This is a genomic window from Nocardia sp. NPDC051900, from assembly GCF_044452545.1.
GTDB lineage: Bacteria > Actinomycetota > Actinomycetes > Mycobacteriales > Mycobacteriaceae > Nocardia > Nocardia sichangensis.
In genome coordinates this window covers 1-12,827 of sequence record NZ_JBITBU010000048.1, presented here as the reverse complement: position 1 = coordinate 12,827, position 12,827 = coordinate 1, and the positions used below count along the sequence as shown (strand labels likewise).

The 12,827-nt window shown below is 67.5% G+C and carries 13 protein-coding genes; 5 read left to right on the top strand and 8 right to left on the bottom strand.

The features are described 5' to 3' along the window. Positions 1-810 (top strand): sensor histidine kinase (locus tag ACIA5H_RS37000; RefSeq protein ID WP_397080953.1); only part of this gene is annotated, 810 nt, incomplete at its 5' end. A 50-nt stretch (positions 811-860) separates the two neighbouring features. Next, positions 861-1,910, top strand: a complete 1,050-nt coding sequence (locus ACIA5H_RS36995) for a methyltransferase (protein ID WP_397080951.1) — start codon at positions 861-863, stop codon at positions 1,908-1,910. Between the two features lie 203 nt (positions 1,911-2,113). On the opposite strand, the gene ACIA5H_RS36990 is transcribed toward ACIA5H_RS36995, so the two are convergent. From ACIA5H_RS36990 to ACIA5H_RS36955, 8 genes are all read right to left on the bottom strand, one after another. Next, complete coding sequence (locus ACIA5H_RS36990) at positions 2,114-3,451, bottom strand: hypothetical protein (RefSeq protein WP_397080949.1); 1,338 nt, start codon at positions 3,449-3,451, stop codon at positions 2,114-2,116. After that, entirely contained in the window at positions 3,448-3,834 is a 387-nt protein-coding gene (locus ACIA5H_RS36985; RefSeq protein WP_397080948.1) for a hypothetical protein, read from the bottom strand. The genes ACIA5H_RS36990 and ACIA5H_RS36985 overlap by 4 nt, the downstream gene beginning before the upstream one ends. Next, on the bottom strand, positions 3,834-4,022 hold the full coding sequence (locus tag ACIA5H_RS36980) for a hypothetical protein (RefSeq protein ID WP_397080946.1): 189 nt from the start codon (positions 4,020-4,022) through the stop codon (positions 3,834-3,836). Before ACIA5H_RS36980 ends, ACIA5H_RS36985 begins: the two co-directional genes overlap by 1 nt. Next, the gene (locus tag ACIA5H_RS36975; RefSeq protein WP_397080955.1) at positions 4,019-5,893 is read right to left on the bottom strand and encodes a hypothetical protein; all 1,875 of its coding nucleotides are present in this window, start codon (positions 5,891-5,893) and stop codon (positions 4,019-4,021) included. Before ACIA5H_RS36975 ends, ACIA5H_RS36980 begins: the two co-directional genes overlap by 4 nt. 77 nt (positions 5,894-5,970) lie before the next feature. Then, positions 5,971-6,846, bottom strand: coding sequence for a lysophospholipid acyltransferase family protein (locus ACIA5H_RS36970; protein ID WP_397080944.1), 876 nt, complete (start codon positions 6,844-6,846; stop codon positions 5,971-5,973). Positions 6,847-6,862: 16 nt separating this feature from the next. Continuing rightward, positions 6,863-7,513, bottom strand: a complete 651-nt coding sequence (locus tag ACIA5H_RS36965) for a hypothetical protein (protein WP_397080942.1) — start codon at positions 7,511-7,513, stop codon at positions 6,863-6,865. Then, positions 7,510-8,073: a hypothetical protein gene (locus tag ACIA5H_RS36960; protein ID WP_355079429.1), complete on the bottom strand. Its 564-nt coding sequence runs from the start codon at positions 8,071-8,073 to the stop codon at positions 7,510-7,512. The genes ACIA5H_RS36965 and ACIA5H_RS36960 overlap by 4 nt, the downstream gene beginning before the upstream one ends. Positions 8,074-8,425: 352 nt before the next feature. Further along, on the bottom strand, positions 8,426-8,692 hold the full coding sequence (locus ACIA5H_RS36955) for a hypothetical protein (RefSeq protein WP_355079431.1): 267 nt from the start codon (positions 8,690-8,692) through the stop codon (positions 8,426-8,428). A gap of 298 nt (positions 8,693-8,990) precedes the next feature. On the opposite strand from ACIA5H_RS36955, the gene ACIA5H_RS36950 reads away from it, so the two are divergent. From ACIA5H_RS36950 to ACIA5H_RS36940, 3 genes are all read left to right on the top strand, one after another. Beyond that, positions 8,991-9,911, top strand: a complete 921-nt coding sequence (locus ACIA5H_RS36950; protein ID WP_397080939.1) for a FadR/GntR family transcriptional regulator — start codon at positions 8,991-8,993, stop codon at positions 9,909-9,911. A 3-nt stretch (positions 9,912-9,914) separates the two neighbouring features. Then, complete coding sequence (locus ACIA5H_RS36945; RefSeq protein ID WP_397080937.1) at positions 9,915-10,649, top strand: cache domain-containing protein; 735 nt, start codon at positions 9,915-9,917, stop codon at positions 10,647-10,649. Between the two features lie 598 nt (positions 10,650-11,247). Beyond that, positions 11,248-12,827, top strand: a 1,580-nt coding sequence (locus tag ACIA5H_RS36940) for an amino acid adenylation domain-containing protein (protein ID WP_397080933.1), incomplete at its 3' end; no start/stop codon positions are given.

Genomic DNA, 12,827 nt, shown 5'->3' with positions numbered 1-12,827 from the left:
GCGGATCTCGGCAAGATCTTCCCCGACGCCGGGCCCGCACTCGTGCTGCCCATGCAGACCTCCGATTCCACGGTGGGCGTGCTGGTCGCGCTGCGGGCGGTGGAATCGGCGCCCTACAACAACGAGATCCTCGAACTGACCTCCGCCTTCACCGACCAGGCCGCGCTGGCGATGCAACTGGCCGACGCGCAACGGCGCATGCGGGAACTGGACATCCTTTCCGATCGCGACCGCATCGCCCGCGACCTGCACGACCACGTCATCCAGCGGCTGTTCGCCGTCGGACTGAGCCTGCAGGGCACCGTCCCCCGCACCCGCGTGCCCGAAGTGCGCGAGCGGATCAACGAGGCCATCAACGACCTGCAAGACGTCGTCCAAGAAATCCGCACCTCGATCTTCGACCTGCACGGCGGCGACAGCGCGCGGGTGCGCCAACGCATCGAGGAAGCCATCCGCCAGCAGACCGCGCCCAGCGGCATCCGCACCTCCGTGCGCATCAGCGGGCCACTCTCGGTCATCGATCCCGAACTGGCCGATCACGCCGAAGCCGTTGTGCGCGAAGCGGTCAGCAACGCCGTACGGCACTCCGGAGCCGACACCGTCTCGGTCGAGATCACCGTGGCCGACGACCTGACCATCGTCGTCGAGGACGACGGCTGCGGGGTGCCCACCGACGTTGCCCCGAGCGGTCTGACGAATCTGGCCCGGCGCGCCGAGGAATCGGCCGGGACCTTCACGATCACGGCCGGTACCGAACCGGACGGGCGTACCGCGGGCACGCGATTGTGCTGGCAGGTGCCGCTGCGCTGACCGCCGGAGCCATGTGATCGGCGACCCGGAGCCGACGAGCGAGGAGGGTTATGGCCGAGGAGCCGATCGAATGGGGCGGGGCGCTGTGGGCCGCCGCCGACCTGGTGACGCCGATGGCCATCCGCGTGGCCGCGACGCTGCGGCTGGCCGACCACGTCGCCGCGGGCAGGCGGACGAGCGAGGCGCTGGCCGCCGCGGTGGACGCGGACCGGGACGCGCTGGGGCGTCTGCTGGACCACCTGGTGACCGCCGGTGTGCTGTCTCGTGGAAGTACCGGCGGCTATGGGCTGACGTCGTTGGGTGAGCGCCTGCGGGACGATCATCCGGAAGGGGTGCGGCGCTGGATCGATCTGGAGAGCGCCGTCGGGCGCGCCGATCTGTGCTTCGTCCAGCTGTTGCACACCGTTCGCACCGGTGAGCCCGCCTTTCCACGTCAGTTCGGCCGGACGTTTCGGGAAGATCTGTCCGCCGATCCCGCGCTGGGAGCGTCGTTCGACGCTCTGATGGGCTCCCGGTTGGCGGCGGATGCCCCGGCGGTGGCCGACGCCTACTCATGGGGCGCGCTCGGTCACCTCGTCGATGTGGGTGGAGGCGACGCCAGCTTGCTCGTCGCCCTTCTTCGCGCCCATGGCGACCTGCGCGGGACGGTGCTCGACTTGGCCGGCCCGGTCGCTCGTGCACAGCAGGCCATTCGCTCGGCAGGCCTCGACCACCGGGCCGATGCGCAGGTCGGCAGCTTTTTCGATCCCCTTCCCGCCGGAGCGGGCGGCTATCTGCTCTCGGGTGTCCTGCACGACTGGGACGACGAGGCCGCCGTTCGCATCTTGCGACGCTGCGCCGACGCGGTTCCGGAGCACGGGAAAGTCCTCGTGCTCGACCACATCGGCGATGCCGACGGTGGCGCACCCGATACCGAAGGCGACCTGCGGATGCTGTGCTACGTCCGCGGCCGGGAACGCCCCCTCGGCAGGCTGCGTGAGATCGCCGAGTCGGCCGGTCTACGGGTCGGCTCGGTCATTCCGGCCGGTTCCCGCTCGATCATCGAGTTACACCTCGCCGATCCGCGTCCATCCAGCTGCCCGGCGGTGGCGCCGGGGTAGGCGGTCCCCAGGATTCGCGAATTCGGGCATCTTCCGGGTGAGCGCGTCCGTCGCGCCGATGAGTGTGCGCGCAGGGATACGAGCCAACTCGTCGAAGGTGGCCCGCGCCCAGTTCCGCGGCGATCGTCGCGGACACCGCGGCGGCGAGCCTTCCAAAAGACATTGCGCGAAATGCTTGTCGCGGTGGGAGATTCGGATGTGCCTCAGGACTCGAAGAGCAGGTAGAGACCGGTGAAGGTGAAACCGACCATGGTCAGCATCAAAGCCAGTTGACCCGTCACCCGATGGGCCCGCGGCAGCAGTCGCAGGCAGCGGTCGTGCGCGGCGGCGACGCCGAGAATATGGCCGATCACCACGGCCAGCACCTTGATCGTCCCCAGCACCGCAGGATGGGTGGACAAGAGGTAGGCGACGTCGCGGTCGGCCAGTCCGGCCAGGTTCCATCCTCGTCCGAACGGATCCGCGAACAAGAGCACCGTCGCCTGGCCCTTCTCGACCAAGAAGGTGAGGTAGTGGGCGACGAGATAACCCGCGACGATCGGGGACAGACTGTACGCGAGGCGAGCCGGGAGCAGTTTCCGCTCGGCTTCGGACAGGCCTCCGGTCGCCCTCGCGGCGGTACAGAACAGGCCGCCGACGACCACGATGAAACCCAGCAGCCCCACCGTCTTCAGCACGGTCGGCAGGAACTCGTATCCGCCGCCACCGGCGTCGGCCAGCAGACCACGCCAGGAAGGGAAGGTGCTGAAGCTGTCGAACGCCGTCGAGCCGAGCAGGGTGGCGGCCACGGCCACCGCGGCCAGCCGGACCGGAGTTCCCGCCAGATTGTTCAACGGCGATCGCAGCACGAGTTCACCGCTGTCGCGACGCCCCAACGGGCTCAGCCTGCCCAGCAGACTGCTGTACACCTCCAGCGGGTCGGCACGCTCGGCCCAGACGGTGCCGCACATGATCAGTCCGGCCGTGTTCACAACGAGATACGCCACGAGCCAGGTGGTCACGGCGGCCACCGAACCCGGTTCCGGGTAGGCCAGTTCCATCCAGACGAAGGAGAACAGGCCCAGCACCGCGGGCCACTGCCCCCAAGAACCGGGATAACGCATCAATCCCTGGGCGGGTGGACGGCGCCGCATCAGGCACAGCGCGCGGTGCACGGCGCGCACCGGCGACAAGACCTTCCACACGGGTCCGGCCACCAGTGAGGCGATCATGACACCGACCCAGAGGTAGATGTAGACGACACCGGGCACGGGATTGCGCGCCGGATCGGAACTTCCGAAGACACCGATCGCGACGACCACGAGAGTGACGGCCACGCTCGCTCCCGAAATCACGACCCGGACCGCCCTGGAGTCCACGATCGCACCGACCACCGAGGGAAGCGCGATCCCCGGTGATCGCGGGTCCAGCCGCGGTTCGCGCCAGGCGAGCACCAGCACCGCGAACGAGAACGTCAAGGCCCAGGCCGCTCCGACAAGCGCGTACGACAGTGGGATCGGCAGATCCGTGGCGCCGCCGATGCCGTGCGCGAGAACCGTCATCCGCGAACGAGCAATGTCGCCACCGTTCGCCGCGCGTGGTGCAGTTCGATCTCCACCCGCCCTGGCACATCCACGGTGAAGCGGAACCGCTGTCCAGCCCCCGGGGTGATCGCGAACGTGTGCTGCGGCGTGCCGTGTACGTGCAGTTCGTCGTCGGCGTCGCTGTCGACCACCACCTCGATCGGTCGTCCCACCCGGGTCTCGAGGCGGACATCGGCCGGGCTCACCGACCCCGCCGCGATCCGGACCGCGACGACGAGACTTTGCGAGTCTCCAGCCGTCCCGCTCGCCGACGAGGCGGTGTCGGGATCGGAGGAGGCACAGCCGCTCACGACCAGACCGCTCAGCAGCACGAGCGCGCCCCACCGCCACACAGATGCCATCACCGCTCCTTCTCCGCGCCGTGCTCGGACGGCGAGCCAGATGTGCGATCACGCGCCTCGGCGCGGCGGTCTCGCACGGCGACGAACACGACGACGGCGACCACGACCAGGGCGGGCAGGAAGGCCGGTATCGCGAGCAGCAGCGAGTGATGGGCCAACACGTCCACGCTGTCGGCGCCCCCGGTCATCGCGAGACCGCCGGTTCCGCCACGGCCGTCCGGCTCGTGTGCGGATACCGGTCGTTGATCCGCGCCGCGCCCCAGGACAGCGCGCCTACGAGGGCGAGGCTGCACACCAGGACGACCAGCGATGCCGCGCCGAACAACCAGGACGGATAATCGAACGAGCGCTCCCGCTGCAGCACCGTGATCTCGGCGATGAACGGGCGGTCGAACGACGCGAGCGCGGGAACCTCGTCGACGCCGATGCCGGGGTCGGCGGCCATGAAGATCGGCGCAGCGGTCAGGACGCGCCCGTCCTGCAGCCGCAGAACTGTTTTCCACGACCCATGAGCCGGGACGGGTTCGGTGGAGACGTAGTGCCCCGGACCCACTCGTTGCAGGTGATCGACGACCAGGCCGCGGCCGGGACTGTCACTGCCGATGCCACCTTGCCAGGACAGGATCTGTATCCATTCGGGGTCGGAGCCGACCAGATCGGCGGGCGTGACGCGGACGTCCGCCAGCACCATCCTGCCGCCTGGACCTGATTCGACGTCACGCAGCGCGACCGTGGCGGTGGCCTGCTCCGGCACGTCGATGAGCAGCCCGTTGGCGGTGGCAGCCGCCACGATCACGACCGCGGCGACCATCAATCCGCGCCGCACCGGTGGGCGCGGCAGCGGTTCGCCGCGCAGCGTCATCGCCAGCAGTGCGCCGACGACACCACCCGCGATACCGGTGGGCACCGCCATCGCCAGCAGTTCCGGCCACATGGCGGCAGGCCACGGATTGACGTACACCGCCCGAACCCAGAGGGATTCGAGCCACAGGCCGACTGTGGCGATCCCGAGTCCGCACAGCGCGCCCCACCAGATCGGCCGCCGGATGAGCGGTAGCAGCGCGAGCAGTTCCACCACCACCGCGCAGCCGAGATACAGCGGGAAGACATTGCGCGGGGCATCCATGATCGGTCCGCCCACCAGCACGGCCACCACGGTGCGGACCAGGGCGGCGAAGCCGACCACCACCAGTGTGCTGAACGGCCCCAGGCTCGCACGGGCGGCGACGAGGGACACCGCGGCCGCGGCGGCGATGAGCATCGGCTGCAGGACGAGCCGGAATTGCTGCACCCCGAAGTCGAATTCCACCTGGAATACCGACAGTCCGATGAGCAAACCACCGAAAGCGAAGGACCGCAGCAGCCACATCAGCCTGCCGTCGGCGCGGTCGGGCTCCGGTTTGCTGTGCCTGCCCTCGAATTCGAGCAGCAACACACCGATCAGTGACAACCCGGCGCCGCCGATGAGCATCAGATGCGTCGGCCCCCAGAGCGTGACATCCTGCCCGAAGATCCGATGCCACATGTCGTCGAGGGGGAAGCCGATCAAGGCGTAGAGACCGGCGCCCGCGATGAGGATGCCTCCGACGGGCGCGTACCAGGTGCGGGTGATCCGCACCGCCGCGGCACCGGGCTTCTCGTCCAAGGGCAGCACGATCGCCGACATCCCGGCGGTGAACAGGAAGAACAATCCCGCCAGGATGAAGTAGTGCGCCGGATTCGCCAGTGGCCCGTTGTCCCGGCCGTTGCCGACGTGCAGGCTGACATCCCAGATGAAGCCCAGCAGCGCGGTGAGGATCGTCGCGAGGAACATCGCCAGCGGAAGGGCGACCCAACCGGGACGGTTGAACAGCCGCCCGAGACGGTCGGCGACGCGTTGTAACCAGGTGATCCGGCGGGTTCTGTGGAGATACCCGATCCACAGCAGAACGACCGCGACCAGTCCGGCGGCGCCGGTCATGATCGCCACCTGGTCCAGCGCCGCTCCCCCGCCCTCGGTGCCGGGAGCGGCCAGCCATTCGATCCGTGCATGCGCGGCGTCGCGCATGGTGACCTCCATCACACGAGCGAATATATGTTACTAACGGTATCATGAAAGCGGCGGACATCGGCCGTAAATCGCGCCGCCGTTTCGGGTCAGCCGACGATCGGCAGGGCGCGCTCTTCGTCCAGCCTGGTCAGCGCCCCTTGCATGATTCCGGTGACGTGCCGGTAGGCCGCGTCCAGATCCAGTTCGGGCCCCAGCACGTCGCGAAGATCGATCGAGTCGAGGAACTCGACGGTGATCTTGCTGGGCAACGGCAGATGCCCAGCGAGATCACCAAGGTCGAGTCCCCACGGCAGCGCGATCGAGATCGGGAACACCTTCAGCCGCAGCATCCGATCCAGCCGCAGCAGGCGCGCGATCCGATCACCGCGGGTGAGCACCAACTGACTCTGCTGCGCACCGATGTTCACCACCGGCACGATCGGAACCCGCTCGTTCCAGGCCAGGCGGAGAAAACCGGTGCGACCGGCGAAGTCGATCCGGTCCTCCTCCCACGTCGGACGGTGCACCTCCCAGTCACCGCCGGGGTAGACCAGCACCGCCGCGCCGTCGCGCAGCACTCGCTCGGCATTACCCGGGTCGGCGTTGACCGTTCCGAAGCGGCGCAGCAACGAGCCGATCACCGGGTAGGCCATCACCATGTCGTGGGCGAGCTGAAAGAAGGGCCGCTGCGGTCCGAAACGCCGGACGAAGGCCAGCGTGGTCACCAAGACTTCCGGCGATACGTTCCCGCCGGAATGGTTGCTTACCAGCAAGACCGGCCCCTCTTCCGGAACCCGCTCCAAGCCGCGCACCTCCGCCCGGAAGTAGAGGCGCACGAGAAGCCAGCCCAGATCCACGGTGTCGGCGATGAACTCCGGGTCGCGATCGGCGGGGTCGGCGGTGGGCACTCGCGCCTTCACCTGCCGGGCGACCCAATCCGTCGCCCGGTCGACCGTCCCGCCGGCCAATCGGAAGACCTTCATGACCAACGGCTTCCGGCTAGCCGCCGATCGAGAGCAACTGGTCGAAGAACGCCCGGTACCCGCGCAACGCCTGCCGCAGCCCCTCGGTGTCGGACGTGTCGCCGAGCCGCTCGTCCAGTTCGCGTTTGCGCTGGTCGTAGGTGGCGGTCAGCTGGTGGATGGTGTCGCCGAGCAGCTCGTCCGCGCGAGCGACCGCGTCTTTGGGGTTGTCGACGAAGGTAACCTGCACTTCCCGCCACTGGGTGCGCAGGCGATCGAGATCGGCATCGGGCAACAACGGCGCAGGCCCGCCCGCCGCGGTTTCCGCCGATGGCGCACCTTGGGCGGCGGTTTGCCCGGTCGTCCCGGTGTCGCTCCACTCGCTGTCGATCACATCCCGTCGCGAGGCATCCGCGCGCGCCGGCTCCGATCCGGGCGCTGCGGGCGTGTTCGATTCGGGTGCCGTACCGGTGGTCTGCGCGGGCTCGGCCTCGCCGATCCCGCGGGACGCCTCGGTCTGCCCGGGATCGCGCCGCGCCGCTGCCGTTTCGCCTGCCGGTCCGGCTTGCCGATTACGGTCCGCCTGCTCGGTTCCTCCGTACTGCGACTCGACCCGCCGCTCAGCCGCTGTCGGTGAATTCTCTTCCGCCCCATCGCGATAGGGGCGACGCTCGGATTCGGTGCTCATGCTTTCACGTCCTTCTTGCCTTCGCCGCCCACGCCGATCAGATCTTCGAACACTTCCCGGTAGTGCACGATGGCTGTGCGCCGGTCTTCCGTGGATACCGCCGTGCCTGCGGGGCGGGTCGCGATGTCGTGCGCGGCGCGATAGTGGCCCAGCGGCTCGGCATGCTCCACGGAAAGATCAGCCACCTGCTGCTCGTAGTTCTCCGTGGGGTAGCCGCGCTCGGACATGATCGTGGTGACGAGGCGGTCGGCTTCGGTCAACGCCCCGGCGGGGTCGTCGATGAATCGCTCCTGCACCTCTACCCAGCGGGTGGAATAGACCCGCTTCTCGTCGTCCGACAGGTCGCGTAGCCGCAGTTGCGCGTGCCTGCGCTCGCGCTCTGCCAGTTCCCGCTCCGCGGTCTTGCGATCCTCGTGCTCCTGGACCGTCCGGTCGTATTCCGGGCCGAATCTGCGGCGTAGTCGCTGTCTGCGCAGCATCGGCCACACCAGGAGCGCGACAACGGCCGCGACGACGACAATGGCGATGACGACGATGATTACCCATACTCCAGCCGACATCTGAACCTCCTTGTCGAGCTTGTCCGCTGGGGTAATGCCTCCTGACCGTGGTCCCAAACATATGTTCGCCACGAGGCTTCGACGGGGTCGGGTCAGCGAACCAGAACTCGTTCGCGGCGGCGACCTGTTCCTCGTCGAGCCCGACGCCGAGACCGGGGCGCGACGGCAAGGTGCGCAGCTTCAGGAAGAAGTGTTCGGGCCCGGCGGCGCGTGGACGGGGCCATCACGCGGGACCGAGAGCCGGTCCGCGCCGGATACGAAACCGCGCGGGCGCCCTGAGGGCGAAACGAGCGGCTTTCAGCGACAGTGCTGGCGAGCAGGTCCAGGCAGTGCATTCACCGAGGTAACCGGCTCACGCCCAAGCCCGTTGTCTGGTCACCACGGGCAGTGGCGGGATGAGTTTGTCCCAGAATTCGCGGCGCACCGCGTCCCAGAGCCGCGTCAGCTCCGGAAGAAGTTCTCGTGCCTGCGCGAGGTCAGGGTAGTTGCCGGGGCCGAACGCGACCAACGGAGAAGCATCCGATGCCTTGTCCACGGCGACGATCGCGATAAGGTGGTGGTGAACGAAACGCCACGTCACGCATACACCGTCGACTTCGGTATGGCGTATGTCACTCATCGTCGGAACCCTGGCGTCGTACGCTCGGCTCGCACTTGCGCCGATCCGCGCCCCCGGCCGTATTCCCCTCCGCGCCACCTGCCGGGCCGTCGACTCGGCACGGTCGCGGTGAAGTGACCGTAGTGCACGCTATGGCTGTTCTGGTTCGTTTCGAACATGGGAAATCCTGTTTCGATCGTGACGCCGCCGCGTCCCGGTGCCCAGAAAGGCAGTTCCACGCGCCTGAACATAAGACATTAGATTTCATAGTTCAACGCGTGGCAGGTAATGATTGCGTTAAGTTCACTGCCAGGCCGGTATGCGACCGAGACCTCCCGGGGCGAAGTCGGTGCCTCCAGCGCCAGGCGCGACCGCGATCGGCGGCGGACCTGGGCAGGATCACTCATTCGCAGCGTGTACCTCTAACTCTAGAGTTCATAGTTCAAGTGTTCGTTGGCTAGGATCGAGGTACATCCCCCACCGAGGAGTCGCGTTGTCCAAGCAGGAGAGCGCCGGATTGACCGCTCTCGGCGCCGTGCTGGCCCCCCTCGAGGGCGGCGGCCCGAAGACCGAGGCCGTGGTGCAGCGACTCTGTGCCGCCATCAGCCTCGGCCTGATGGTCGACGGCCAGCAGTTGCCGAGCGAGACCGATCTCGCCGGTCAGCTCGGGGTGTCGACGATGACCCTGCGCGAGGCACTGGCCGTGCTCCGCCAGCAGGGAATCGTGCAGACCAAGCGCGGACGCGGCGGCGGCAGCTTCATCCGCGGTGCGGCGGAGATCCTCGAGAGCAGCTCACTGGTGCGCTTGCAGGAGATGAGCATCCAAGAATTGCGCGATCTGGGGGACGAACACTTCGCCGTCACCGGAGCCGCCGCCGTGTTCGCCGCACGCCGCGGGTTGCGAGCCGATATCGCGCGGCTGCGATCCCTGGCCGACCGGCTGAAGGACAGCAGCGAGCCCATATCGGCCCGCCGGGCCGACAGCCGCTTCCATATCGAAATGGCGGTGTGCGCGCAATCCACCCGTTTGACCCGCGCCCAGGTCGCGCTACAAGCCGAACTCTCCGCCCTGCTCTGGTTACCCCGACTGAAACTCGACCCCACCGCCGAAGCCACCGTGCATCGCGATTTGGTGGACGCGATCGAAAGAGAAGACGACGCCCGGGCGAGGGAACTGGCAGAATCACAAATCGAATCACGCATCCGCCGCCTCGTCGCCCTACGTTTGGAGCTCAGTTGATCGATGAGGGATACCGATAGTTCTTCCACCCCGGTGACCGTCGAATCGCTCGTCCACGCCGTCACAGAACTGGCCGAGGAGGTCTACGAATCGCTGGGCATCATCGGGGCCGAATTGGCGGCACTGTGGGCGAGATCGACCGAGAAGCTGCAGCGCCCGCCCCGATCGACCGACCTCGCACCGCTGCGCGACACCATCGTCGGCGAGCTCGAGCGGCGTGGAAAACTGCTCGAAAGCGCGGGCGTAGTGATGGCCGACGGCGTTCTCGCGGATCGCCCCCGATTCCTGGAGTGGTGGTTCCTCGACACCGACCGCGGACCGCAACGTCTTGTGCTGGAATTGAATCCGCACAATGAGTACTTCTACGACTACACGGCCATGGACTGGTTCACGATTCCGCGCGACCAGGGTCGGCGCTGGGCGTACGGGCCGTCCGTCGATTACGCGTGTACCGATCAGTACGTCTGCACCTTCGCAATTCCGGTGACGATCGATTCGGGAGCCTTCCTCGGAATCGCCGGTGCCGATGTTCCGGTCGCTTCGATCGAGGAAGTCCTGCTTCCGCGATTCCGGGCATTCGGTCAGCGGGTGGTGCTGGTCAACAGCGAGGGGCGCGTCATCATGGGCACCGATCCCGAATTCACCACCGGATCCAAGATCAGCCGCATGGCCCGATCCGCCGCGGCGATGCCGATCGAGGCCACGTCGTGGTCGTTGCAGCCGCTGGACTCACACTGATGCGACGCGACAGCGCTGCGGGGCGCCCGCCACGAGCCGGATGGCACGCGGTGCGCCCCGATGAATGGGGTCGTGCGGCACGGAGGGGTTCGCCGAATACTCGTCCCCATGAAGGCGATCACCGCGGGCCTCCTTGCGCCGGCCACACTCCTCGCACCACTGTCGACCGCGCACGCCACGCCATTCGAGCAGGAGGCGACCATCGCGGAACGGCAACCGTTGTAGACGCAACCCGAACTATCGCCGTGATCGCCTGTCGGGCTTGCCATCTGGGAATTTCGGGCGGAATCTTCGCGGCGGAGTCGCATTAGCCACGGAAGCAGTCGACCGGAATCATCGTCTGGGTCGGTGCCGCATTGGCACACTTGATCAGTGAAAGGTGTGAAACACAGCATAATTCGCCGGCGCCGCCGTATGCCGTGCCGTAAGCGGGTTACCGGCTGTGTACTGTCCCGACGGGGCCGAACAGTCCGGGACTTCTCGCGAGAGAGCTCCCGGGCTGTCTGCGACACCAGTGCGAGCAAGTAGCGAGGTTGTGGGTTGGATCGTTGGTGTGCGGCCGCGAGCGCCGGCACCACCTGAAGGAGAAAGCACGGAAATGAAGATGGACCGCCGTTCTGCGCGTGGAAACCGCCGTCGCCGTTCCGGCGGTCTGCTCTTCGGGCAACTGCTCACAGCTGCGGTCGAGTCCGCCGCCGACACGGTGGCGATCCGGTTCAGTCCGACCGGCGATCCCGCCGATACCACCCAACTGACCTACCGAGAGCTCGACGAATCCTCGTCGCGGCTGGCGCGGGAGTTGATCGACCGGGGATTGGGCCCCGGCGACGTGGTGGCGATCGGCATTCGGCGCTCGATCGAGTCGGTGCTGTCGGTGTGGGCCATCGCCAAGACGGGCGCCGCGTATGTGCCGATCGATCCCACCTACCCGCCGGAGCGGATCGCCTACATGGTGTCCGATTCCGGAGCGGCACTGGGTCTGACCACTTCCGCGTACCGCGAAGCGCTGGGCACGTCGGTCCCGTGGATCGAACTCGACGACCCGCAAGACCGGGAACGGATCGAACGGCGGCCCGCGCACCCGGTCTCGTACGCCGATCGGGTGCGACCGCTGACCGAACAGCATCCCGCCTACGTCATCTTCACCTCGGGTTCGACCGGTCGGCCCAAGGGAGTCGTGGTCACCCACTCCGGATTGGGCGCGATGGTGGCGTCCGAACGGGAGCGCTACGACGTCACCGAGGGCTCGCGGGTGATGCACATCTGCTCGCCGAACTTCGACGTGTCGGTACTGGAATTGCTGCTCGCCTTCGCCACCGGGTCCACCCTGGTGATCGCGCCGCCGACCGTATTCGGCGGATTCGAACTCGCCGATGTGCTGAGGCGCGAACGCGTCACGCACATGCTGATCACGCCGGGCGCTCTGGAATCGGTCGATCCTGAGGGGCTCGCGGACCTGCGCGTCGTGATGGTCATCGGCGATCGGTTCGGTCCGCACCTGGTCAGCCGGTGGAGCGGGAACGGCCGCGCGATCATCAACGGCTACGGCCCCACCGAAGCCACGGTCATCGCGACCAGCAGTGCGCCGCTGGTTCCCGGCGAGACCATCACCATCGGCGGCGCGATACCGGGCTTCGGTCTGTTCGTGCTCGATTCCCGCTTGCGCCCGGCCCCGGCCGGAGTGATCGGCGAGCTGTATCTGTCCGGCCCCGCGCTGGCGGAGGGCTACCTCAACCGGCGCGGTCTCACCGCGGCGCGTTTCGTGGCCAACCCGTTCGGCGGCGAGGCGGGCAATCCGGGATCGCGCATGTACCGCACCGGCGACTTGGCCCGCCGACTCGGCGGGGGCGGCATCGAGGTATTGGGACGTTCCGATTTCCAAGTGAAGGTCCGCGGTTTCCGCGTCGAACTCGGCGAGATCGATGACGCGCTGAGCCGCCATCCGGATGTCGAGTTCGCGGTGACGTTGGGAAAGCGGCAGCAGAACGGCACGACCATGTTGGTGTCCTACGTGCTTCCCGAGGCGGACGCGGTGGGCATCGGGGCCGAGTTCGACACCACGGCGCTGCTGGACTTCATCTCCGAGTCGTTGCCGGGGTACATGATTCCGGCGTCGATTGTGGTGTTGGATGAGATTCCGTTGACGCCGGTGGGGAAGTTGGATCGGGCGGCGTTGCC

Bases quoted from the DNA above. Each gene is read 5' to 3' on its own strand.
- ACIA5H_RS36995 (WP_397080951.1), top strand. From the start codon at position 861: ATGGCCGAGGAGCCGATCGAATGGGGCGGGGCGCTGTGGGCCGCCGCC.
- ACIA5H_RS36990 (WP_397080949.1), bottom strand. From the start codon at position 3,451: ATGACGGTTCTCGCGCACGGCATCGGCGGCGCCACGGATCTGCCGATC.
- ACIA5H_RS36985 (WP_397080948.1), bottom strand. From the start codon at position 3,834: ATGGCATCTGTGTGGCGGTGGGGCGCGCTCGTGCTGCTGAGCGGTCTG.
- ACIA5H_RS36980 (WP_397080946.1), bottom strand. From the start codon at position 4,022: ATGACCGGGGGCGCCGACAGCGTGGACGTGTTGGCCCATCACTCGCTG.
- ACIA5H_RS36975 (WP_397080955.1), bottom strand. From the start codon at position 5,893: ATGGAGGTCACCATGCGCGACGCCGCGCATGCACGGATCGAATGGCTG.
- ACIA5H_RS36970 (WP_397080944.1), bottom strand. From the start codon at position 6,846: ATGAAGGTCTTCCGATTGGCCGGCGGGACGGTCGACCGGGCGACGGAT.
- ACIA5H_RS36965 (WP_397080942.1), bottom strand. From the start codon at position 7,513: ATGAGCACCGAATCCGAGCGTCGCCCCTATCGCGATGGGGCGGAAGAG.
- ACIA5H_RS36960 (WP_355079429.1), bottom strand. From the start codon at position 8,073: ATGTCGGCTGGAGTATGGGTAATCATCGTCGTCATCGCCATTGTCGTC.
- ACIA5H_RS36955 (WP_355079431.1), bottom strand. From the start codon at position 8,692: ATGAGTGACATACGCCATACCGAAGTCGACGGTGTATGCGTGACGTGG.
- ACIA5H_RS36950 (WP_397080939.1), top strand. From the start codon at position 8,991: ATGCGACCGAGACCTCCCGGGGCGAAGTCGGTGCCTCCAGCGCCAGGC.
- ACIA5H_RS36945 (WP_397080937.1), top strand. From the start codon at position 9,915: ATGAGGGATACCGATAGTTCTTCCACCCCGGTGACCGTCGAATCGCTC.